Below are 23,415 nucleotides of genomic sequence, written 5' to 3'. Positions count from 1 at the left end.
TGTATTTCCGGAGATGCTCCATGCGTAAACCGCTGATCGCCGCCACCCTCGGCATGCTGCTGCTCGCCGACCTGGCCCAGGCACACACCCTGGTGGCCACCAGCAACATCATCGTCCGCGCCTTTGGCCGGTCGATCGACTTCACCTCCGACACCACCACCTCGATTCGCGACTCGAAAGTGGTGCGTGAAGCCCACGACGACGCCGCCAGCTTCGTCGCCAGCAATGGCGACATCCGCGGCGCGCAGCTCGAAGCCGCCTTCGACACCTTGCGCGCCCGTGTGCCCGAAGCCCGCGACGCCAGCGACCAGGTGCTGGCCGAAGCCATCCTCGCCCTGTGAAGCGCATGCGTGCCTGGCTGCTGGGCTGCGCCCTGACGCTGCTTGGCACGCCCGCCCTGGCCGATCTGCAGCTGGTGCTGCAGACCGACGGCCTCGACCCTTCGCAACGGCAGGCCAGCCAGGTGCTGCTCGACGAAGCCATGGCCAAGCTGCCACCGCGCTTCAAGCAGCAACTCGACCGGCAGATCCTGGTCAGCTGGACCACACGCATGCCCGAGGATGCCTATGGCCAGGCCTCGCCGGTCGCCAGCCTGGATCTAAACCGACGCCTGCTACCGGGCCTCGTGGATGGCAGCGCCGCCCGCGAGAAGACCAACCGCCCCCATGGCACCGTCCGCGAAGAACTGCTGGCCACCGTGCTCCATGAGCTTACCCACATCTATGACCGCGCCCGCCTGTGGCCGGAGGCTGAGCGCCAGCTGATCAGCCGCTGCAAGCGCCAGCAGGGCGCGCTTGGCAAAGTCGGCCTGCCGCAGGACTGTCGCGGCCAGGCCGAACGCCGCTTCACCTTGAGCGACGACCCGCGCCTGCTGGACCTGGCCGGCTGGCCGCAGTACGTCGGCCGGCGCGGCGAGCGCGAGCAGCACAACGGCCAGCTGGTGCGCAGCCCGGACCCCTACGAGCTGAGCAGCCCGAAGGAATTCGTCGCGGTCAACATGGAGTACTTCCTCCTCGATCCCAGCTACGGCTGCCGCCGGCCGGCACTGAACCAGTACCTGCGCGACCACTTTGCCTGGGCGCCGCAACAAGATGTCTGCGCCAAGGGCCTGCCGTTCCTCAACGCCGGCAACGACTTTGCCCGCCAACCCTTGGGCGAGATCGACCCGGAGCGGGTCTACGAGGTCGACTACCTGCTGGCAGAAGCCAACCAGAACTGGGTCAGCCGCTGGGGCCACAGCATGCTGCGCCTGGTGATCTGCGCCCCGGGCCGCCCACGCGGGCCGGCCTGTCGCCTGGACCTCGACCAGAGCCTGGTGCTGTCGTACCGCGCCTTCGTCAATGATGTGCAGCTGTCCAGCTGGGACGGCCTGGTCGGCGCCTACCCGTCGCGGCTGTTCGTGCTGCCGTTGGGGCAGGTGATCGACGAGTACACCAAGACCGAGCTGCGCAGCCTGGCCTCGGTGCCGCTCAAGCTCAGTCGCGCCGAGATCGAGAACCTTGTGCGCCAGGCCGCCGAGATGCACTGGAGCTACGACGGCAACTACTACTTCCTGTCCAACAACTGCGCGGTGGAGTCGCTCAAGCTGCTGCGCAGCGGCACCGGCAATCCACGCCTGAATGACCTGGACAGCATCATGCCCAACGGCCTGCTCGAGGTCATGAAGGGCAGGGGGCTGGCCAATACCAGCGTGCTCGACGATCCACGCGAAGCCCTGCGCCTGGGCTATCGCTTCGACTCTTACCGCGACCGCTACCAGGCGATGTTCGAGGTGTTGCGCAAGCAGCTGCCAATCAAACAGACGACGGTGGAAGACTGGTTGGCGCTGGACGCCGAGCAGCGCCGCCAGTGGTTCGACCGCGCCGACCTGCGCACCAGCGCGGCCTTGCTGCTGCTCGAACAGGCCGGGCTGCGGCGCCAGCTGCTGCTGGCCCAGGATGAGGTCAAGCAACGCTACCTGAACGGGCGGGCACTCAAGGACGGCAGTTTCGACAAGGCCAACGAGACCTTGCAGGCGATGCTGGCCAACAGCGGCTTCCTCAGCCGCCCGGCGGAGCTGCTCGGGGCAGGGGGCTACGGCCTGCCGCAGCCGGAAGAGCGCAAGCAACTGGAACAGGTGAGCAGCGAGCGCCAGGCACAGCTGCTGCGCCTGAGCACCGACCTCGACCAGCAGGTGAGGGCGCTGCTGGGGCCCGAACGGGGCAGGGAAATCAAGGCGGTGGAGGCCAATATCAAGCAGGTGGGCGAGCACCTGAGGGCGTTGCACAAGGCGGCCGGGGGGTTGCAGCTGCCCTAGTACATGGCAGGTCAGCCTCTATCGCCGGCAAGCCGGCTCCCACAGGGATCGCATAACCCTGTGGGAGCCGGCTTGCCGGCGATAGGGCCAGAAGAGGCAGCACAATGCCCTACAGGTTTTCCTCGTCTTCCTCCGGCAACCCCTGATCCACCTGCAACCATGGCAACCGGCTCCCCACCCAGATATGCCGATTGGCCGGAACCCGCTCCGGGTGATCCAGCGTCGCCACGGTCACATCGATCGAATCTGGGCTATGGGCCGTCACCAGCGCCACGTGCGCCCCACAACTGCCACAGAAATAACGGCTACAGGTTTCCGGCGCCATGTAGCGCTGCGGTGAGCCCGCCAACCACTGGAAAGCCTCGAAGGGCAGGGTGACCCAGGTCACCAGAGTGCCCCCGCTGACCCGCCGGCAGATCGAGCAATGGCAATGGGCGACATCGCCCAGGGCGCCCGACAAGCGATAACGCAGGGCACCGCAATGGCACCCGCCTTCCACGACATCCACCATCGAAATGACCTCCCGTCGCCTTGCACCGGGCGAAAGCTGACTGAAAGCTTGCCCACATAGGATAGCGCCACCACCGGCAGCAGACCGGTCAGCCAGGGCACCCGGAAACTTCCGCGCCCGGCCCAATCAACAACAACAATGGTGATTCTGATGTTTTCCTGTGCCCGCCTTTTCGCAGTCCCCCTCCGCCTGCTCCTCGCGCAGCGCCTGACGCGCTGATCCGCCCGAATCGTCCTTCCTTTCGCCGCGCCACGCCTGGAGTACCGCCATGCTGACCTTCCTCGGCTTCGCCATGGTCATCACCTTCATGTACCTGATCATGACCAAGCGCCTGTCGGCCTTGATCGCGCTGATCCTGGTACCGATCCTGTTCGCCCTGTTCGGCGGCTTCTACAGCGACATCGGCCCGATGATGCTGCAGGGCATCAGCAAGCTCGCGCCCACTGGCGTGATGCTGATGTTCGCCATTCTCTACTTCGCCTTGATGATCGACTCCGGCCTGTTCGACCCAGCCGTGCGCAAGATCCTCAAGCTGGTCAAGGGCGACCCGCTGAAAGTTTCGGTCGGCACCGCGGTGCTGGCCCTGGTGGTGTCCCTGGACGGTGACGGCGCCACCACCTACATGATCTGCTGCGCCGCCATGCTGCCGATGTACAGCCGCCTGGGGATGAGCCCGCGGATCATGGCCGGCCTGATCATCCTCGCTGGCGGGGTGATGAACATGACCCCATGGGGCGGCCCTACCGCGCGCGCCGCCAGCGCCCTGCACGTGGACCCTTCTGACATCTTCGTGCCGATGATCCCGGCCATGGCCTTCGGTGTACTGGCGATCCTCGCCATCGCCTACTGGTACGGCCTGCGCGAACGTGCCCGCCTCGGTGAACTGCACCTGCCGACCGACGACATCGACCACAGCGAAATCAGCGTGTCGCAGTTCCCGGAAGCCCGCCGGCCCAAGCTGCTGTGGTTCAACGGCGCCCTGACCGCCGCGCTGATGGTCGCGCTGATCGCCGGCGTGCTGCCCCTGCCGGTGCTGTTCATGATCGCCTTCAGCATCGCCATGATCGTCAACTACCCGTGCCTGCAGCAGCAGAAGGACCGCATCGCCGCCCACGCCTCCAGCGTGCTGGCCGTGAGCGGGTTGATCTTCGCCGCTGGCATCTTCACCGGCATCCTGTCGGGGACCGGCATGGTCGATGCCATGTCCAAGAGCCTGCTGGCGGTGATCCCGGAAGCGTTCGGCCCCTACATGGCGGTGATCACCGCACTGGTCAGCATGCCGTTCACCTTCTTCATGTCCAACGACGCCTTCTACTACGGCGTGCTGCCGGTGCTGTCGGAGTTCGCCAGCCACTACGGCGTCACCCCGGTTGAAATGGCCCGCGCGTCGATCGTCGGGCAGCCGGTACACCTGCTCAGCCCACTGGTACCCTCCACCTACCTGCTGGTGGCCCTGGCCGGCATCGAGTTCGGCGACCACCAACGCTTCACCCTCAAGTGGGCAGTGCTGGTGTGCCTGTGCATAATGTTCGGCGCACTGGCACTGGGGACTTTCCCGCTGTTCAGCAGTCTGTAAGACAAGCGCCTCATCCAACCGCAAAGCGCCCGCCATCAGGGCGCTTTGCCTTTACCGCTCGAAGGAATACACATGGAATGGCTGACCAGCCCGGAAATCTGGGTTGCCTTTTTCACCCTCACCGCGCTTGAGATCGTGCTCGGGATCGACAACATCATCATGATCTCGATCCTGGTCAGCCGCATGCCCAAGCACATGCAACCGCGCACGCGGATCTTCGGCCTGGCCCTGGCCATGGTCACGCGGATCATGCTGCTGCTGTCGATCACCTGGGTCATGCGCCTGACCGACGACCTCTTCCATGTGCTGGGCGAGGGTATCTCCGGGCGCGACCTGATCCTGTTCTTCGGCGGCCTGTTCCTCTTGTGGAAAAGCTCCCAGGAGATCTACCACGGCCTGGAAGGCGAGGACGAGAGCGCGGACGAGCCGAAAGGCTCGGGCGGCAAGTTCTTCTACACCATCATCCAGATCGCCATCATCGACATCGTGTTCTCGCTGGACTCGGTGATCACCGCGGTGGGCATGGTCTCCCACGTGCCGGTGATGATCGCCGCGATCATCGTCGCCGTGCTGGTGATGATGCTCTGCGCCGGCACCATCAGCGATTTCATCGACAAGCATCCATCGCTGAAGATGCTCGCACTTTCGTTCCTGATCGTCGTCGGTACGGTGTTGATCGCCGAGTCCTTCGATGTGCATGTGCCCAAGGGCTATGTCTACTTCGCCATGGCTTTCTCGCTGGCGGTGGAGGCGATCAACATCCGCATGCGCACGGCGATGGCACGCAAGAAGGGCAAGGAACACGATCCAGTGAAACTGCGCAAGGACATCCCGGGTCAATAAACCCAGGAAGCGCGGTAGCAAAAGGGCCCTTCGGGGCCTTTTTTTGTTGCCGATGTCCCGTCCTGAATAAGGTTTACACCTCCCATCCCGAATTTCCGGAGAGTCAGATGGATCAAGGTGTAAAGCGCACACAGCGTGATTACTCGCTGTCTTTTAAATTGGCAGTGGTCGATCAGATCGAAAAAGGCGAGCTGACCTGCACCCAGGCCCGGGAGCGGTACGGCATCCAAGGAAAATCTACGGTTCTGGTATGGTTGCGTAAGCACGGTCGGCAGGATTGGAGCCAGGGGGCCTCGATCCGCGACGAGAGGAGCTGCGCGATGTCTGACCCCAAAACGCTCACTCCAGAGCAGCGAATCAAAGAGCTTGAGCAGCAGCTTGAGCTGATGAGTCAGAAGGCTCAGTTCTTTGAGACGGTCGTTGATGTTCTGAAAAATGACTACGGTGTATCGGTCGTAAAAAAGCGATCCGGCAAGTCCTCACGCAAGGTCAAGTCGCAGGACTGAGCATTGCCAGGGCTTGTCAGTTTCTAGGCATCAGTCGACAGGCATACTACAAGCGCAACCAAGCCGCTGATGACAAAGAGCGCCAGACGGATCGAGTGGTTGAGTTCGTACAGCAAATCCGGATGCGCCAGCCTCGTCTGGGTACACGCAAGCTGCACTATCTGCTGCATTGCCAACCTGACAGACGAGTCCAGCTCGGCCGAGACAGGCTTTTCCAGGTCTTGGGTGAGCGCCGCTTGCTAGTGCTGCCTAAGCGGGCGTATCACAAGACAACGCAGAGCTTTCATCGCTTCTACCGTCATCCCAACTTACTTAAGCCCGGCCCAAGCCAAGTCGTACCGACAAGGCCAGAGCACGTCTGGGTTGCCGACATTACTTATCTGCCCGCACGTAACGGCCCGCTGTATCTGAGCCTGGTAACGGATGCGTACTCCAGGAAAATTGTTGGCCACCACGTCCATGAAAGCCTGCATGCCGAGTCAGTGGCGCAAGCCTTCAAGCAGGCCTTACGAAAGCGACGTCGTCGCCAGCCATTAGTCCATCATTCGGATCGAGGCATCCAATACTGCTCGACGCTGTACCAGTCACTGCACCAACGGCACGACGTTCAGTGCTCCATGACTGATGGGTATGACTGTTATCAGAACGCGCTGGCGGAGCGCATCAACGGAATCCTCAAGACGGAGCTGTTGTTGAGGATCCCTGAAGATCTTGAGCAGGCGAGGAAGATGGTTGATGAGGCAGTGCAGATCTACAACACAGAACGGCCTCATATGGCCCTGAAAAACAAAACGCCCGATGCGGTGCATCGGGCGTTTTGAGGTCTGTCGGCCTACCTGAACAGGTGTAAACCTATTTCAGGACTAGACACGACGATGAGGCCAGAGCATGTTTCAAATACGTTTCACCCATGCCAAGCTGGCGCCAGCCAGGCAAAACAACTAAAGCTTCAGTGAGCACTGGAAAAAACAGCCCACCCCCGTGCCAGGCTCACCGCTGCACCCATTGGCCCCGCCCAGGGGCATAGAAGAAAAGGGGGCCCGACCATGCTGACCCTGCTCAACCTGCTCTCCGCCGTGGCGTTGCTGGTGTGGGGCACCCATATCGTGCGTACCGGCATCCTGCGGGTCTATGGCTCGAACCTGCGCCGCGTGCTCGGCCAGAACATGAACAAGCGTCCGCTGGCCTTCATCGCCGGGATCCTGGTCACCGCCATGGTGCAGAGCAGCAACGCCACCGCCATGCTGGTCACCTCGTTCGTCGGCCAGGGCCTGATGGCCATGACCCCGGCCCTGGCGATCATGCTCGGCGCCGACGTCGGGACCGCACTGATGGCGCGGGTGCTGACCTTCGACCTGTCCTGGCTGTCGCCGCTGCTGATCTTCCTCGGGGTGATCTTCTTCCTCTCGCGCAAGCAGACCCGCGCCGGCCAGCTGGGCCGCGTCGGCATCGGCCTGGGCCTGATCATCCTGGCGTTGCAGCTGATCGTCCACGCCGCCGCGCCGATCACCCACGCCCAAGGGGTGAAGGTGCTGTTCGCCTCGCTCACCGGCGATATCCTCCTCGATGCCCTGATCGGCGCGCTGTTCGCCATGATCTCCTACTCCAGCCTGGCCGCCGTGCTGCTCACCGCCACCCTGGCGGGCGCCGAGGTAATCAGCCTGCCGGTGGCCATCGGCCTGGTGATCGGCGCCAACATCGGCAGCGGCCTGCTCGCCTTCCTTACCACCAGCCTGCAGAACAGCGCCGGGCGCCGGGTGGCGCTGGGCAGCCTGTTGTACAAGGTGATCGGCCTGCTGCTGATCATCCCGGTGCTGCACCCGCTGGTGGCCTGGATGGACAGCCTGAGTTTCAGCCCGCAGGAGCTGGTGATCGGCTTCCACCTGCTCTACAACACCTTGCGCTGCCTGCTGATGCTGCCGACGGTCAAACCCATGGGCCGCCTGTGCGGCTACCTGCTGCCCGAACGCGACAACGGCAATGGCCACCACCAGCCACGCCACCTGGACCCGACCGCGTTGAACACCCCCAGCCTGGCGCTGGTCAACGCCGTGCGCGAGACCCTGCGCCTGGGCGATATCGTCGACAGCCTGCTCGAGGCCATGCTCGGCGCCCTGCGCGGTACCCAGACGGCCTTGCCGCAACAGGTTCGGGCCCTCGGGGAGGATGCCGAGGCACTGTACAACGCCATCAAGCTGTACCTGGCGCAGATGCCCCGTGAAGACCTCGCCGAACAGGAAAACCGGCGCTGGGCAGAGATCATCGAGGTGGCGATCAACCTCAAGCTGGCCAGCGACCTGATCGAGCGCATGCTGCGCAAGGTGCAGCAGCAGAAGACCTCGCAGCGCCGGGAGTTTTCCCAGGTCGGCCTGGAGGAGTTGACCGGCCTGCAGGAGCAATTGCTGGCGAACCTGCGCCTGGGCCTGTCGGTGTTCCTCAGCGCCGACCCGCAGAGCGCGCACCAGTTGCTGCGCGAGAAACGTCGCTTCCGCGCCCAGGAGCGGCGCCTGGCCCACGCCCATGTCAGCCGCCTGCAACGTAAAGTGGTGCAGAGTATCGAGACCAGTTCGCTACACTTGGAGCTCATTGCCGACATGAAGCGTTTGAACTCTTTGTTCTGCAGCAGTGCCTATGTGGTACTGGGCGGCACCGATACCGGCGGGCTGATGCTCGACAGCGTGCCGGACGAAGCCCGCCAGCCTTGAGCCACGACACCCCGGAGACCGAAGCTCGCCTATGCGTTGCCTGTTGTTCGTTTGCCTGCTGATCTGCAGCCTGCCCACGCTCGCCCTCGACCGCTCGCGGGTCGAGGGCTACCTGCTGCCCAACGGCCTGCAGGTGATCCTCAAGTCCGGCTACGAGCGCGATCATGTGTCGATCCGCCTGGTGGTGGGCGTGGGCCTGGACGACTTCGACTGTGACCAGCGCGAGCTGCCGCACCTGCTCGAACACCTGCTGTTCAGCGGTATCGACGAGACGGGCGAGGGCGGCCTGGAGGAGCGCATCCAGGCCCTGGGCGGGGAGTGGAACGCCTTTACCAGCAGCGCCAATACCACCTTCGTCATCGAGGCCCCGGCGCGCAACCAGCGCAAGGTGCTCGACCTGCTGCTGGCGGTGGTCCGCGATACCCACATCGACGCCAAGGCGCTGGCCACCGCGAAAAAGATCATCGAGCGCGAGGACGGTGGCCATTATGGCCGCCTGCAACGCTGGCTCGATCGCCAGGACATCGGCCATCCGGCCAGTGACCAGCTGGCCACCGAGCTGGGCCTGAAATGCCCGGAACGCTCCAACCTCGACGACATGACACTGGAGCAGGTCCAGCAGTTGCGCGAGCACTGGTATGTGGCCAACAACATGTCGCTGATCGTCGTCGGCGGCCTCGACCGCCTGCTGCCGGCCTATCTGGAACGCACCTTCGGCGAGCTGCCGGCGACCGAGCCCGAAGAACGCCGCAACCTCGAAAGTATCAGCCAGCAGGCCGAGCCGCGTCGCGACCTGACCCGCGGCTGGCTGGGCGACAACGTCAAGCTGCACTGGCTGTTCATCGAGCCGACCCTGGAGGAGGGGCACGACCAGACCCTCGAGCTGCTGTCGCGCTACCTGGACTGGGCGCTGTACGACCAGTTGCGCCTGCGCCACGGGCTTTCATACGGGCCATCGGTGCAACGCGAGAGCTTTGGCGACAGCGGGCTGCTCAGCCTGAATGCCGACCTCGAGCGCCAGGACCTCGACAAGGCACTCAAGGTACTCGAGCAGTTGTTCGACCACCTGCGCAAGCATGGCCTGGACCCGGACACCTTCGCCCGCATCAAGGAGGCAGCGATTGCCCGGGAGAGCTGGACCACCCAGGGCAACGCGGCGCTCGCCGACTACTACTGGGGGGCGCTCAACGCCTACGAGGACGGGCGCTTCACCGACCCGGTGCGAGAACTTCGCCAGGTCAGCCTGAAACAGGCCGATGCGGCGCTGCGCGAGCTGCTCAAGGAGCCTGGTTACCTGCGTATCGAGAAGCCGTTGCTGGGCTATGACGAGTTGTATGGGCTGGTGGCGTTGTTGTTGGGGCTGATACTGGCGGTCGGGTTGATCCGTCGCCGTCGGCCACACACCAAGCCCAGCGGTGCTACACGGGCGCCTTGATTCGGCGGTATCCTGTAAGCCGTTCGCTAGCGCTCATCGCGGGGCAAGCCCGCTCCCACGCCGACTCATGCGTGGGAGCAGGCTTGCCCCGCGATGAAGCTGGCACAGCCATCCACCGCTCCCTGTTGCTTGCCCCATGCCCCCACTCCCCAGCTTTATCCTGCGCATCATCGAGCTGCTCAAGCGCTACCCCGGCATCATTGCGCTCTACGGCTTCGTCTCGGGGATCGGCAGCTTCATCCTGGTCGACCGCCAGGCCGGCCTGGCCAGATGGATCGCCATCGCGATGCTGGTCAGCTGGGTCTGGCTGATGCTGGAGAACACCCTCACCGAACTGTTCGCCCGCACCTTCAAGCGCGAGATCCCACAACCGCTGCTGCGCTTCGCGACGCAGATGATTCACCAGGAAAGCCTGTTCTTCGTCCTGCCGTTCTTCTTCATCACCACCACCTGGAACAGCGGCCAGCTGGTGTTCACCGGCCTGCTCGGTGCCGCGGGGCTGATCTCGATCATCGACCCGCTGTACCACAAGTGGCTGGCGCCGCGGCGCTGGCTGTTCCTGGCGCTGCATACCCTGACGCTGTTCGCGGCCATGCTCACGGCGCTGCCGATCATCCTTCACCTGACCACCGCGCAGAGCTTCAAGCTTGCGCTGATCGCCGCCATGGCGCTGTCGTTCCCAAGCCTGGCCAGCAGCTTCCCGATCAACAACTGGCGCCGTGGCGTAGCGCTGGTGCTGGTGACCCTGGCGGTGGGCGGCGGCGGCTGGCTGCTGCGCTCCTGGGTGCCGCCGGCCACGCTGTGGATGACCGACGTGGCGATCAGCACCGAGGTGCTCAACCGCCAGCCAGGCGCGTCGCTGGAGGAAGTAGCAGCTAGCCGCATCCGCAGTGGCGGGCTGTATGCCTACACCGCCATCAACGCGCCGCGCGGCCTGAACGAGCGCATCTACCATGTGTGGCAGCTTGACGGCAAAGAGGTCGACCGCATCGCCCTGGACATCCACGGCGGGCGCAAGGAGGGCTACCGCGCCTGGACCCACAAGCAGAACTTCCCACCGAATCCCGTGGGCAAGTGGCAGGTGAGGGTGCTGACCGAGGACGGGCAGGTGATCGGGGTGTTGCGGTTCAGGGTGGTCGAATCCTGACAAGATCGCCGGGCAAGTCGCATCGGCGCGCCGCCGCTCCCACGCCATGATTCTGGTGGGAGCGGGCCTGCCCCGTGATGGGCTATGATCTGAGTCGCCGATTCACCAGTCAGATGCATGGAGCCTATGACCGCCCCGAGCGCTACCCTGGACACCGAGCAGCAGCCCACCCGCCTGCGCATCGTCGGCGACTGGACCCTGGCCCACTACGCCGAGCTCAAGCACGAATGCGAGCGCCTGGGCAGCCAGTACGGCGATGACACCCAGGTCGACCTCAGCCAGCTGGGCCGCCTGGACACCGCCGGTGCCTCGCTGCTGGCCGAACTGCTGGGCTCCGAACGCCTGTCGCGCTGCAGCGACGAACTCCCCGACGCCAGCCGGGCCTTGCTGAAGAACGTCTATTGCTCGGTGCAAGACTACTGCATCCCGGTCAAGGAACCGGAGCAGCCAGTGCTGCTGCTCCTGCTGGCGCGCATCGGCCGCGCCGTCCACCAGCTGTGGCAGGACACCACCCAGGTGCTGGGTTTCATCGGCCTGATCCTGCAGACCTTGTTCCTGCGCCTGTTCCAGCCGCATCGCTGGCGAGTCACCCCGGTGGTCGCGCACCTCGAGCAGACCGGCCTGGACGCCGCGCCCATCGTCGCCTTGCTGACCTTTCTGGTCGGCGCCGTTGTGGCCTTCCTGGGCGCCACGGTGCTGGCCGACTTCGGCGCGACGATCTTCACCGTCGACCTGGTGGCGTTCTCCTTCCTGCGCGAGTTCGCCGTGCTGCTGACCGCCATCCTCATGGCCGGGCGCACCGCCAGCGCGTTCACCGCGCAGATCGGCTCGATGAAGGCCAACGAGGAGATCGACGCCATCCGCACCCTGGGCCTGAACCCCATCGAGCTGCTGGTTGTGCCCCGGGTGCTTGCACTGTTGATCGCATTGCCATTGCTGACCTTCGTCGCGATGCTCTGCGGCATGATCGGTGGCGCGGTGGTCTGCGCCCTGACCCTGGACATCTCGCCTGCCATGTTCCTCTCGCTGCTGCAGAGCGACATCGGCGTGCAGCATTTCCTCGTGGGCATGGCAAAGGCGCCATTCTTTGCCTTCCTGATCGCCGCCATCGGCTGCCTGGAGGGCTTCAAGGTCAGCGGCAGCGCCGAGTCGGTGGGCGCCCACACCACCTCCGCCGTGGTGCAATCGATCTTCGTGGTCATCGTGCTGGACGCGGTGGCCGCGCTGTTCTTCATGGAGATGGGCTGGTGACTGAAGCGGTGATCGAAGCCCGGGGCCTGTGCAACCGCTTCGGCAGCCAGAGCGTGCACGAGAACCTCGACCTGGACCTGTACCGCGGTGAGATCCTCGCCGTGGTCGGCGGTTCGGGCAGCGGCAAGTCGGTGCTGCTGCGCAGCATCGTCGGCCTGCGCCGGCCCAATGAAGGCACGGTCAAGGTGTTCGGCCAGAACCTGGCCACGCTCGACGAAAACCAGCGTTCGCTGGTCGAACGCCGCTTCGGCGTGCTGTTCCAGAAGGGCGCGCTGTTCTCCTCCCTGACCGTTATCGAGAACGTCGCCCTGCCGCTGATCGAGCATGCCGGGCTGTCGCGGGCCGACGCCGAGCACCTGGCCGGGGTCAAGCTGGCGTTGGCCGGGCTACCGATCAGCGCCGCCGACAAGTACCCGGCCTCGCTGTCCGGCGGCATGATCAAGCGCGCCGCCCTGGCCCGCGCCCTGGCCCTGGACCCGGACATCCTGTTCCTCGACGAGCCCACCGCCGGCCTCGACCCGATCGGCGCCGCCGCCTTCGACCAGTTGATCCTCACCCTGCGCGACGCCCTGGGCTTGTCGGTGTTCCTCATCACCCACGACCTGGACACGCTCTACACCATTACCGACCGGGTGGCGGTGCTGTCGCAGAAGAAGGTGCTGGTAGCCGGGCCCCTGGCCGAGGTCGAGCAGACCGTTGATCCCTGGATTCACGAATATTTTCACGGCCCGCGTGGCCGGGCGGCCGAAAACGCCGCCCTGCGCGCCCGCCAGGAGCGCTGAACGATGGAAACCCGAGCTCATCATGTCCTGATCGGCCTGGTCACCGTGCTGGTGGTGGCGGGCGCCATGCTGTTCGGCCTGTGGCTGACCAAGTCCAGTGTCGACGACGCTTTCAAGGACTACGAAGTGGTGTTCAACGAGGCGGTCTCGGGCCTGTCCCGCGGCAGCCCGGTGCAGTACAACGGCATCAAGGTCGGTGATGTCAGCAGCCTGCGCCTGGACCCGAAGGACCCGCGCCGGGTCCTGGCTCGCGTGCGCCTCAGCGGCGACACGCCGGTCAAGGAGGACACCCAGGCCAAGCTGACCCTGGCGGGGGTGACCGGCAACTCGTTCATCCAGCTCAGCGGCGGCACGCCGCAAAGCCCGGAACTCAAGGGCAAGGACGGCAAGCTGCCGGTAATCGTCGCCTCGCCATCGCCAATCTCGCGCCTGCTCAACGACAGCAGCGACCTGGTGACCAACATCAACCTGCTGCTGCACAACGCCAACCAGATGTTCTCTTCGAGCAATATCGAGCGCCTCAGCAATACCTTGGCCAACCTCGAGCAGACCACCGGCGCCTTCGCCAACCAGAAGGGCGGGATTTCCGAGGCCATCGAACAGCTGGCTCAGGTCGGCAAGCAGGCCAATGCCACCCTGGCCGAGACCCAGGCCCTGATGCGCAACGCCAATGGCCTGCTCGGCACCCAGGGCAAGCAGGCCATCGGCAGCGCCGAGCAGGCCATGCAGTCGCTGGCCGAAAGCACGGCGACCATCAACAGCCTGCTGCAGGACAACCGCCAGTCCCTGGACGACAGCGCCCAGGGCCTGAACCAGATCGCCCCGGCAATCCGCGAACTGCGCGAGACCCTCAACTCGCTCAAGGGCATCTCCCGTCGCCTGGAAGCCGACCCCAGCGGCTACCTGCTGGGCCGCGACAACAACAAGGAGTTCCAGCCATGAAGCTGTCGCTGCGCCGGGCCGCACTCGTTTCCACCCTGAGCCTGGCTACGGCCTGCTCGATCCTGCCGCAGTCAGAGCCTGTGGATATCTATCGCCTGCCGGTGAGCCAGACCGCCCGCAGTGCCGCGCCGCTGGACTGGTCGCTGCGCCTGAACAAGCCACTGGCCAGCGAAGCCCTGGCCGGACCGCGTATCGCGGTCATTCCCCAGGGGGATGTGATCAGCAGCTACAAGGGCGCCCGCTGGAGCGATCCGACGCCGATGCTGGTGCGCAATCGCCTGCTCGACGGCTTCCAGCGCGATGGCCGAGTGCAGCGACTGAGCGCCGACGATAGTAACCTGCAGGCGGACTACGAGCTGGGTGGCGAACTGCAAGCGTTCCAGAGCGAGTACCGCCCGGGCGGGGCAGTGGAGGTGGTGATCCGCTACGATGCACGGCTGGTGCAGGGCCGCAGCCAGCGCATTCTCGCAAGTAAACGCTTCGAGGTACGCCAGCCGCTAGGTAGCCAGCAAGTGCCGGCAGTGGTCGCCGGCTTCGGTACGGCCAGCGACCAGCTGGCGCGCCAGGTGATCGACTGGACTGTCAGCCAGGCTCAGGCGAAGAACCAGTAGCAGACGAAGATCGCCGCGATCACCCCGGACAACTCGGCCAGCAGCGCGCAACCCACCGCGTGGCGCACGCGCTGGATACCCACCGCGCCAAAGTACACCGCCAGCACGTAGAAGGTGGTTTCGGTGCTGCCCTGAACGGTCGCCGCCACCAGCGCCGCGAAGCTGTCCACGCCCTGAGTCTGCATGGTCTCGATCAGCATCGCCCGCGCCGCACTGCCGGAGAACGGCTTGACCAGCGCCGTGGGCAGGCCCTCGACGAAGCGCGTATCCAGGCCCATCCAGGTCACCGCGTGGCGAATGCCGTCCAGGGCCAGCTCCAGGGCGCCCGAAGCGCGCAGCACGCCCACGGCCACCAGCATCGCCACCAGGTAGGGCAACAGCCCCTTGGCCACGTCGAAACCCTCCTTGGCACCCTCGACAAAAGCCTCGTACACCTGCACCCGGCGCAACGCGCCGATCACCAGGAACAGGATGATCACGCCGAACAGCGTCAGGTTGCCCAGGATCGAGGACAGGCTGGCCAGCGCGGCCGCTGACAACGTGCCAAGGAAGGCCATGAAGCCACCCAGCAATAGCGCGCCGGGGATCAGGTAGGCAAGCACCACCGGGTCCCACAGGCGCAGGCGCTGCATCACCGCCACCGACAGCAGGCCGACCAGGGTCGAGCAACTGGTGGCCAGCAGGATCGGCAGGAACACCATGGTCGGGTCAGGCGCGCCTTGCTGGGCGCGGTACATGAAGATGGTCACCGGCAGCAGGGTCAGTGACGAGGCATTGAGTACCAGGAACAGGATCTGCGCGTTGCTCGCCGTGGTGCTGCTGGGGTTGAGCTCCTGCAGCGAACGCATGGCCTTCAGGCCGATGGGCGTGGCGGCGTTGTCCAAGCCCAGGCCGTTGGCGGCGAAGTTCATGGTGATCAGGCCCAAGGCGGGGTGACCCGGCGGCACCTCCGGCATCAGCCGGGCGAACAACGGCCCGAGGACCTTGGCCAGCCATTCGACGATACCGGCCTTCTCGGCGATCTTGAGAAAACCCAGCCACAGGGTCAGGGTGCCGAACAGCAGGACCATCACCTCTACCGAGAGCTTGGCCATGGCGAAGATGCTCTCGACCATCGCGGCGAAGATGCCGGCATTGCCGCCCACCAGCCATTGGCCCAGGGCACTGATGGCCGCAATCAGGAAAAAGCCGAGCCAGAGGCCGTTGAGCATCCGTGTGTTCCCCCGTGAAAAATGCCCGAATGATAGCGCAATCAACGTACGCGCTGTTGGGGGCGCTTCGCACCCCATCGCCGGCAAGCCGGCTCCCACAGGGATTTGCGATACCCGTATGAGAGCCGGCTTGCCGGCGATGGGGCCAGTGTGGGTAACACGGCCGCGGTCAACTTTCAGACAGCAAAAAGCCCCGACAAGTCGGGGCTCTTCGTTCAGCTCAGCGGCTTACTGGTTGACGGTCTTGCCCGCCACCACGGCCTCTTTCTTGCCTTTTTCCAGCACCAGCGACTTGTAGTACGCCTCGCCTTTCTCGGCGTCGTACATACCCTGCCACTTGGCGATGACCACTGCGGCCAGGGCGTTGCCGACCACGTTCAGCGCGGTACGGGCCATGTCCATGATGCGGTCGACACCGGCGATGAAGGCCAGGCCTTCCAGCGGGATGCCCACGCTGCCCAGGGTGGCCAGCAGCACCACGAACGATACGCCTGGCACGCCGGCGATACCCTTGGAGGTGACCATCAGGGTCAGCACCAGCAGCAGCTGCTGGCTCCAGGACAGGTCGATGCCGTACAGCTGGGCGATGAAGATCGCCGCAATGCTCTGGTACAGGGTCGAACCGTCGAGGTTGAACGAGTAGCCGGTCGGGACCACGAACGAGCAGATCGACTTCGGCGCACCGTACTTCTCCATCTTCTCGATCACGCGCGGCAGCACGGTCTCGGAGCTGGAGGTGGAGTAGGCGAGGATCAGCTCATCTTTCATGATGCGCATGATCTTGATCACCGAGAAGCCGAACAGGCGAGCTACCAGGCCCAGCACCATGAAGGCGAAGAAGGCGATGGCGAAGTACACCAGCAGCACCAGCTTGGCCAGCGGCAGCAGCGAGCTGAAGCCGAAGTTGGCGACAGTCACGGCGATCAGGGCGAACACACCGATCGGCGCGTAGTTCATGATCATGTGGGTGACCTTGAACATGGTCTCCGACACGCCCTGGAAGGTACGCACCAGCGGCTCGCGCAGGTCGGCGTTCAGGCTCGACAAGCCCATGCCGAACATCACCGAGAAGAAGATGATCGGCAGCATCTCGCCACGCATCAACGCCGCGAAGATATTCGACGGGATCAGGTTGAGCAGGGTCTCGATAAACGCGTGCTCATGCTGCACCTCGGCCGCGGTGGCCTGGTACTTGGAGATGTCGACGGTGCCCAGGGTGCTCATGTCGATGCCGGCGCCTGGGTGGAACACGTTGGCCAGGACCAGGCCGACGACGATGGCGATGGTGGTCACCACCTCGAAGTAGATGATGGTCTTCAGGCCGATACTGCCCAGTTTCTTCGCGTCGCCTACCCCGGCGATGCCCACGATCAGCGACGAAATCACGATCGGGACGACGATCATCTTGATCAGGCGAATGAAGATATCGCCGGCCGGCTGGAGGACGTTGCTGATCCACCATGCCTTTTCTGCACTGAAATGATTCAGTAGCGCGCCGACTGCAACGCCCAGCAACAGACCGATGACGATCTGCCAGGCGAGGCTCAGTTTTGCCTTCTTCATGTCATTACCCTTTGTTGTAGTGGTCACGGGCACCTGACGGAAAGTCGCGTTCCAGAGCGCTCGAAAGCTTCTGGGCGGCTGCATGTTCCGTTCCGGGCCCCTCTGTAAGGACACCGCGAGCGAGTATTTCTGGCGCTCGGGCCAAGGAAAAAGGCGGCAACTATTGCGACGTGGGCAGGGGCAGTCTAATGCCGGAAACGACTACCCCATACCGAATCGGCATGAGACCAGAAGCCGAAATCGAGCATCGCCAAAGCCTTGATTTTCAACGTTCGGATTTCCGAACAAGGCCAATGCGCCATTTTTCGGCAGATTTGCAGGTATGGAAGATGGGGGTTTGATGGCGTGTTCGACAATCCGAATGGCTGAAATGCCACACAGGCTGACCTGTCGGACAACTAAAAAAATTTCGATATACGGTAGCGACAAAATGTGTCTGAACTAAAAAGTCGCTCGTATGGATAGATAAATTCCTACAGGCGCTTCGGAAGCCAGATCGGTCACGTCCTGCTATGCCGACCCGATCGACCTGCAACTTCCGATGCCACCCTCTCCTGACCCGGCCCATGATGGAGGCACTCCCTGTACCCCTAGGCCACTCCGACCCTGCAACAGTCAGAACGGCCCGGCCCCCTGGTCATGCGCCGTCCCTCCTCGGGGCGGCGCATCATAGAAGCCTGAAAGATAAAAAGGTTCAGCTTCTATAGCGTTACAGTGCGCGACCGCTGGTCAGTACCAGTTCGGGTCACGCTTGAGCTGCTCCTGCAGCAAAGCTTTCATGCCTTCGTCCGGCTTGCCCAACCAGCGGTAGTCCGCATGGCGGGTCGGCGACTTGTCCGCTGGCAAGCCCTCTGGCACTTCCACAAGCATGCCGTAGGCTTCGTCCTTGTCCCAGCTGAAGGCAACGACCAGGCGCTTGTAGGTGCAATTGCCCTCGGATTCGCAGAGCGGACCAACCAGATACTGGTCGCCGTCCTCGGTCACCGCCGACATCTGCTGCGCCGAGCTGCCGCTGAGGTTGATCACCCATTCGGGCAAGCGCTCTTCTTTCTTTATCGTGTTCTGCCAGGTCTTCTGGTATTCGGGATCCGAGCCAAGCAACTGGTTGACCCGGACCTGGCCGTCATTAGCGGCCAGCGCCGACGCACCACTGCCTAGCAGCAGTGCGACGGCCAAGGCTTTCGGGAGCATCCTGCTCATGGTCGTCAACCTCTACCGCGGCCGAAGAAGAAGGAGGCTACGAACAGCACCAGGAAGACGATGAACAGTATCTTCGCGATACCAGTCGCAGCACCGGCGATACCACCAAAGCCCAGGACTGCGGCAATAATGGCGATGATCAGGAAGGTGATAGCCCAACTCAGCATGATGTTTCTCCTTTTCTTGTACGAAATCGGTCAGAAGTATCAGAACACCCAACGTTCCTGAGGCTCGACGCGGTCGAGAACGGCAGGGGCAGTATCGGCGCTGGGCAGTGGCTGGGTGGCCTTGACCAAGGTGCTGGCGTGGGGCGTCGCCCGCAGCTGCGTCAACAGCGCAGTTTGCGCCGCCACTTGCTCGGCCAGCCGGGCGGTCTGCCAGCTGTGATGGAACAGGCCGACCGCCAAGGTCAGCAGCAGGGCCATGCCGAGGAACAGCAGCTGCTGCAGGGGTACTACAGCGCTCTGCGTGCGGTTGACGTTGGGGCGATTCATGCCGGCTCCTCCTGCAGTACTTGTTATCCGTTCTTGGGAAGATCAGTGCAGCCTGCATGCCAGCCGTAAAACTCTAAAAAAATCCTTTTAAATCAAATAGTTATTGAATATGCACATAACTGGGAAGGACGTATCCTGCACGATGCCCCTGCAAGGGCTCGTGCGATTTGCACGATCAGCCCTCTACCTTGGTGGCGATCTTCAATAGATCGGCGTCTACCCCGCGCACCCCGACGATCTGCCTCGCGACGTCCACGGCAATGGCCTTCTGCTCGCTGCTGACCACCTCGCCCGATAACCTGACCAACCCCTCTTCACTGGCTACCTTGATGTTCAGCCCGTCCAGGTTACGGCTGAAGCGGTAGCTGGCCTGGATCTTGTCGACGATCCAGCTGTCGCTGGGCTGCGGACCGGTTGGAGCATCGACAGGTTTTTCCCTGGCCTTGGCCAGGGCCGTGCTGTCCAGGCTGACCAGATTGTTGACCAGGTGCACCCCATCGGTGGTACGCGCCAGAACCCCGGCAAGGTCCTTGGCCTCGGGGCTGTCCACCTTGCCGCGCAGGGTCACCACGCCTTCACGGCTTTCCACCTCGATAGGGGCCTTTTCGGTAATCCGGCTCCACAGCAGCCGTGCGCGCACCACCGCACCGAGGGTGGCGTCCTCCAGGCGCTGGGCGTAGGCACGCAGTTCCAAGGGCTTGTCCACCAGCCCCGGGTCGATCCGCAACTGGTTGTCCACCTGCTCGATCCCGCGCGTGGCCAGGGCCACCTGTTCGGCCAGCATCCGTTCCACCGGGTTTTCCACTTCGCCCGAAAGCCGGGCCCGCCGGCCATCGACTTCTACCTTTATAGGGAAGGCGTTGAGCATGGCGTTAAGGGACATCGCCGTCTGCAGGGCGCCTTCGAGGCGCGCGTCCTGCACCGGATCAGCCTGGGCCTGGGCGACGATCGACAACGCACAAGCCGCCAGCACGGCCATTCGAGGGTAGATAGACATCACAAAACCTCCTTTCACATCACTCAACCCTGGACTCTCGCAACCGACATGCCAGCTGTTTACCCACAATCAACTTTAGATTTATCAGCCACTTAGCCATCATGAAGGCATGCGGCTAGCATGCATGGAACAGAATCAATCAGAATCGACCATGCAACTTGCCCGATTTTTCCGACACTAATTGAGATCAATCCCAAAGGAGCGCAGGAAATGGAATCAGCCCAGGACAACCAAGGCCGCATTCTGCTGGTGGACGACGAGTCCGCCATCCTGCGTACCTTCCGTTATTGCCTCGAGGACGAGGGCTATAGCGTGGCGACCGCCAACAGCGCCGCCCAGGCTGAGACCCTGCTGCAGCGCCAGGTGTTCGACCTGTGTTTCCTCGACCTGCGCCTGGGCGAGGACAACGGCCTGGACGTATTGGCGCAAATGCGCATCCAGGCGCCGTGGATGCGGGTGGTCATCGTCACCGCCCACTCGGCCATCGATACCGCGGTGGACGCGATCCAGGCCGGGGCCGCCGATTACCTGGTCAAGCCTTGCAGCCCCGACCAATTGCGCCTGGCCACGGCCAAGCAGCTGGAAGTGCGCCAACTGTCAGCGCGCCTGGAGGCCCTCGAGGGTGAAGTACGCAAGCCCAAGGACGGCCTGGACTCCCACAGCCCCGCGATGATGGCGGTGCTGGAAACCGCCCGCCAGGTGGCGACCACCGATGCCAACATTCTCATCCTCGGTGAGTCCGGTACCGGCAAGGGCGAACTGGCCCGCGCCATACATGGCTGGAGCAAGCGCGCACGCAAGGCCTGCGTGACCATCAACTGCCCGTCGTTGAACGCCGAGCTGATGGAAAGCGAGCTGTTCGGACACACCCGTGGCGCCTTCACCGGTGCCAGCGAAAGTACCCTGGGGCGGGTCAGCCAGGCAGATGGCGGCACCCTGTTCCTTGACGAGATCGGTGATTTTCCCCTCACCTTGCAACCAAAATTGCTGCGTTTCATCCAGGACAAGGAGTACGAGCGGGTCGGTGACCCGGTCACGCGACGGGCAGATGTACGGATCCTCGCGGCCACCAACCTCAACCTCGACGAGATGGTGCGCGAGAACCGTTTCCGCGAAGACTTGTTGTACCGGTTGAACGTGATCACCTTGCACCTGCCCCCCCTTCGCGAGCGCAGTGAAGACATCCTGACCCTGGCCGACCGTTTCCTGGCGCGCTTCGTCAAGGAGTACTCGCGCCCGGCCCGTGGCTTCAGCGACGAAGCGCGCGCCGCCCTGCTCAACTACCGCTGGCCGGGCAACATCCGCGAACTGCGCAACGTGGTCGAGCGCGCCAGCATCATCTGCCCACAGGAACGTGTGGAGATCAGCCACCTGGGCATGGCTGAGCAACCCGTCGGCAATGCGCCGCGGGTCGGTGCGGCGCTGAGCCTGGACGAGCTGGAACGCGCCCATATCGGCGCGGTACTGGCCACCAGCGACACCCTCGACCAGGCCGCCAAGACCCTGGGCATCGACGCCTCCACCCTGTACCGCAAGCGCAAGCAGTACAACTTATGAAATGGCCGATGAAGCTGCGCACGCGGCTGTTCCTGAGCATCTCGGCGCTGGTCACCGTGGCCCTGCTGGGCTTGCTGCTGGGGTTGTTCAGTGTGCTGCAGATGGCAGCGCTGCAGCAGCGCGTGGTGCAGGACACCACCGAGACCCTCGAGCTGGGCCTGAAGCTGCGGCAGAACCTTGGCGAACAACTGAATCTCATCCTCGACGAGGACACCGCCCCAAGCACCCTCGTCACCTTGCAGGAGCAGTTCCAGGCCCTGCTCAAGCAGGGGCTGGAGCAGGGCGGCGAACGCACCGGCTTCAGCAAGGCCGCCAGCAACTACCAGGCGTTCGTCCAGGCCTATCGACAGAGCCCCGCGCCCGCCCGCAGCATGGGGGTGGACCAGCCCCTTGGCGTCACCTTCAACCAGGTGCGCGCCGATCTGCTGGACTCACATCGCCAAGCCCTTGAACACATCACCCGAACCGAGAAGTCATCGCGCGATCACGCCTTGCTCATCAGTGGCCTGCTCGGGTTGATGGGCCTCACCGTGCTGGTGCTCGGCTTCATCACCGCGCACAACATCGCCCGCCGCTTCGGCCAACCGATCGAGGCGCTGGCCAAGGCCGCCGACCAGGTCGGCCAGGGCAACTTCGACGTCACCCTGCCCGTGACGCAGGCCACCGAGCTCAACCTGCTGACCCGCCGCTTCGGCCTGATGGCCGACGCCCTGCGCAAGCACCAGGCCACCAATGTCGATGAGCTGCAGACTGGCCAGCAGCGCCTGCAAGCGGTACTGGACAGCATCGACGACGGCCTGCTGATCATCGATCGCCAAGGGCGCCTGGAGCACCTCAACCCGGTGGCCCAGCGCCAGCTGGGCTGGGACCCGAGCCGCCTGGGCGTAAGCCTGGCCGAAGCCCTGCAACGCCCCGAACTGGAACAACAGCTGCGCCAGGTGCTGCGCGGTGGCAGCCTGGACCGACTGCCGGAAGACCTGAGCCTGGAGGTGGATGAAGAGACCAGGCTGCTGACCTATAGCCTGACGCCGGTCAGCCACCCCGAAGGACCTATTCTCGGCGCGGTGATGGTGTTGCACGATGTCACCGAACAACGCGCCTTCGAACGGGTACGCAGCGAGTTCGTACTGCGTGCTTCCCACGAGCTGCGCACTCCCGTCACGGGCATGCACATGGCGTTCGGGCTGTTGCGCGAACGTGTCAGCTTCCCGCCCGAAGCGCGGGAGAACGATCTACTCGAAACCATTGCCGAGGAAATGCAGCGCCTCACCCAATTGATCAACGACCTGCTCAACTTTTCCCGCTATCAGAGCGGCTTGCAAAAGCTCGAACTGGCCCCCTGCTCATTGGAGGAACTGTTCGAGCGCGCCCAGGCGCGTTTCGTCGAACAAGCCTCGGGCAAGCAGATCGAGATTATCCGCGAGCTGGAGCCACCGCTGCCACGCATTCAGGCCGATGTCGCGCAGCTCGACCGGGTGCTCGACAACCTGCTGCACAACGCCATTCGCCACACCGGCAGCGGCGGGCGTATCCGCCTGCATGCACGGCGGCATGCCGAGCGGGTGATCATCAGCGTCGAGGATAACGGCGAGGGTATCGCCTATGGTCAGCAGGGGCGGATCTTCGAGCCGTTCGTGCAGGTCGGGCGCAAGAAGGGCGGGGCAGGGTTGGGCCTGGCGCTGTGCAAGGAGATCGTCCAGCTGCATGGCGGGCGGATGGGCGTGTTCTCACGGCCGGGGCAGGGGACGCAGTTCTACATGGCACTGCCGGTTTGACGTGGCCCCCTTC

General features: G+C 63.9%; 21 protein-coding genes. 14 read left to right on the top strand and 7 right to left on the bottom strand.

The window, feature by feature from the left end; translation table 11 throughout:
* The first annotated feature begins 20 nt into the window (after window positions 1-20).
* Both LOY42_RS00540 and LOY42_RS00535 read left to right on the top strand, forming a co-directional pair.
* Window positions 21-341, top strand: a complete 321-nt coding sequence (locus LOY42_RS00540; protein ID WP_011531558.1) for a DUF2388 domain-containing protein — start codon at window positions 21-23, stop codon at window positions 339-341.
* Complete coding sequence (locus LOY42_RS00535; protein WP_139674576.1) at window positions 338-2,296, top strand: DUF4105 domain-containing protein; 1,959 nt, start codon at window positions 338-340, stop codon at window positions 2,294-2,296. The genes LOY42_RS00540 and LOY42_RS00535 overlap by 4 nt, the downstream gene beginning before the upstream one ends.
* 109 nt (window positions 2,297-2,405) lie before the next feature.
* Here LOY42_RS00535 and LOY42_RS00530 read toward each other — a convergent pair whose 3' ends face one another.
* Window positions 2,406-2,807: a GFA family protein gene (locus LOY42_RS00530; RefSeq protein ID WP_102683033.1), complete on the bottom strand. Its 402-nt coding sequence runs from the start codon at window positions 2,805-2,807 to the stop codon at window positions 2,406-2,408.
* Window positions 2,808-3,075: 268 nt separating this feature from the next.
* On the opposite strand from LOY42_RS00530, the gene LOY42_RS00525 reads away from it, so the two are divergent.
* From LOY42_RS00525 to LOY42_RS00480, 10 genes are all read left to right on the top strand, one after another.
* Window positions 3,076-4,383 (top strand): CitMHS family transporter, encoded by a 1,308-nt coding sequence (locus LOY42_RS00525; protein ID WP_046853643.1) that lies wholly within the window; start codon window positions 3,076-3,078, stop codon window positions 4,381-4,383.
* Between the two features lie 72 nt (window positions 4,384-4,455).
* Entirely contained in the window at window positions 4,456-5,226 is a 771-nt protein-coding gene (locus LOY42_RS00520; protein WP_102683031.1) for a TerC family protein, read from the top strand.
* A gap of 107 nt (window positions 5,227-5,333) precedes the next feature.
* Window positions 5,334-6,553 (top strand): IS3 family transposase gene (locus LOY42_RS00515; protein WP_258599081.1). Its coding sequence is split into 2 segments (ribosomal slippage): window positions 5,334-5,682 and window positions 5,682-6,553, totalling 1,221 coding nucleotides; the frame shifts between segments, so codons are not numbered across the junction.
* 225 nt (window positions 6,554-6,778) lie between these two features.
* Window positions 6,779-8,437 (top strand): Na/Pi cotransporter family protein, encoded by a 1,659-nt coding sequence (locus tag LOY42_RS00510; RefSeq protein ID WP_102683030.1) that lies wholly within the window; start codon window positions 6,779-6,781, stop codon window positions 8,435-8,437.
* 31 nt (window positions 8,438-8,468) lie between these two features.
* A complete protein-coding gene (locus tag LOY42_RS00505; protein ID WP_258599669.1) occupies window positions 8,469-9,872 on the top strand; it encodes a pitrilysin family protein in 1,404 nt (467 codons plus the stop codon).
* Between the two features lie 136 nt (window positions 9,873-10,008).
* A complete protein-coding gene (locus LOY42_RS00500) occupies window positions 10,009-11,019 on the top strand; it encodes a DUF5924 family protein (protein WP_111531942.1) in 1,011 nt (336 codons plus the stop codon).
* A gap of 117 nt (window positions 11,020-11,136) precedes the next feature.
* Entirely contained in the window at window positions 11,137-12,270 is a 1,134-nt protein-coding gene (locus tag LOY42_RS00495) for an ABC transporter permease (protein WP_258599668.1), read from the top strand.
* Window positions 12,267-13,052 (top strand): ABC transporter ATP-binding protein, encoded by a 786-nt coding sequence (locus tag LOY42_RS00490; RefSeq protein ID WP_258599667.1) that lies wholly within the window; start codon window positions 12,267-12,269, stop codon window positions 13,050-13,052. The genes LOY42_RS00495 and LOY42_RS00490 overlap by 4 nt, the downstream gene beginning before the upstream one ends.
* A 3-nt stretch (window positions 13,053-13,055) precedes the next feature.
* The gene (locus LOY42_RS00485) at window positions 13,056-13,994 is read left to right on the top strand and encodes an MlaD family protein (protein ID WP_258599666.1); all 939 of its coding nucleotides are present in this window, start codon (window positions 13,056-13,058) and stop codon (window positions 13,992-13,994) included.
* Window positions 13,991-14,605 carry an ABC-type transport auxiliary lipoprotein family protein gene (locus tag LOY42_RS00480; protein ID WP_139674588.1) on the top strand — a complete coding sequence of 205 codons (615 nt, stop codon included), beginning with the start codon at window positions 13,991-13,993 and terminating at the stop codon, window positions 14,603-14,605. The genes LOY42_RS00485 and LOY42_RS00480 overlap by 4 nt, the downstream gene beginning before the upstream one ends.
* Here LOY42_RS00480 and LOY42_RS00475 read toward each other — a convergent pair.
* The 6 genes from LOY42_RS00475 to LOY42_RS00450 form a co-directional block, all read right to left on the bottom strand.
* Window positions 14,587-15,816 carry a nucleoside recognition domain-containing protein gene (locus tag LOY42_RS00475; protein ID WP_258599665.1) on the bottom strand — a complete coding sequence of 410 codons (1,230 nt, stop codon included), beginning with the start codon at window positions 15,814-15,816 and terminating at the stop codon, window positions 14,587-14,589. The two genes, LOY42_RS00480 and LOY42_RS00475, sit on opposite strands and share 19 nt — an antisense overlap.
* A gap of 228 nt (window positions 15,817-16,044) precedes the next feature.
* A complete protein-coding gene (gene gltP / locus LOY42_RS00470; protein ID WP_023629390.1) occupies window positions 16,045-17,379 on the bottom strand; it encodes a glutamate/aspartate:proton symporter GltP in 1,335 nt (444 codons plus the stop codon).
* Window positions 17,380-18,108: 729 nt separating this feature from the next.
* Entirely contained in the window at window positions 18,109-18,579 is a 471-nt protein-coding gene (locus LOY42_RS00465; protein WP_102683025.1) for an inhibitor of vertebrate lysozyme family protein, read from the bottom strand.
* Between the two features lie 5 nt (window positions 18,580-18,584).
* A complete protein-coding gene (locus LOY42_RS00460; RefSeq protein WP_008092060.1) occupies window positions 18,585-18,746 on the bottom strand; it encodes a DUF1328 domain-containing protein in 162 nt (53 codons plus the stop codon).
* Between the two features lie 39 nt (window positions 18,747-18,785).
* The gene (locus LOY42_RS00455; RefSeq protein WP_102683024.1) at window positions 18,786-19,073 is read right to left on the bottom strand and encodes a hypothetical protein; all 288 of its coding nucleotides are present in this window, start codon (window positions 19,071-19,073) and stop codon (window positions 18,786-18,788) included.
* Window positions 19,074-19,248: 175 nt separating this feature from the next.
* Window positions 19,249-20,070, bottom strand: coding sequence for a BON domain-containing protein (locus LOY42_RS00450; protein ID WP_139674591.1), 822 nt, complete (start codon window positions 20,068-20,070; stop codon window positions 19,249-19,251).
* A gap of 210 nt (window positions 20,071-20,280) precedes the next feature.
* Between LOY42_RS00450 and algB the strand changes: the two genes are divergently transcribed.
* A complete protein-coding gene (algB, locus tag LOY42_RS00445; RefSeq protein ID WP_139674593.1) occupies window positions 20,281-21,627 on the top strand; it encodes a sigma-54-dependent response regulator transcription factor AlgB in 1,347 nt (448 codons plus the stop codon).
* Window positions 21,624-23,402: a KinB sensor domain-containing domain gene (locus LOY42_RS00440; protein ID WP_139674596.1), complete on the top strand. Its 1,779-nt coding sequence runs from the start codon at window positions 21,624-21,626 to the stop codon at window positions 23,400-23,402. The genes algB and LOY42_RS00440 overlap by 4 nt, the downstream gene beginning before the upstream one ends.
* The last annotated feature ends 13 nt before the right edge of the window (window positions 23,403-23,415 follow it).

The organism is Pseudomonas sp. B21-023, from assembly GCF_024749165.1.
Taxonomy (GTDB): Bacteria; Pseudomonadota; Gammaproteobacteria; order Pseudomonadales; family Pseudomonadaceae; genus Aquipseudomonas.
This window is presented reverse-complemented; position numbering and strand designations above follow the sequence as displayed.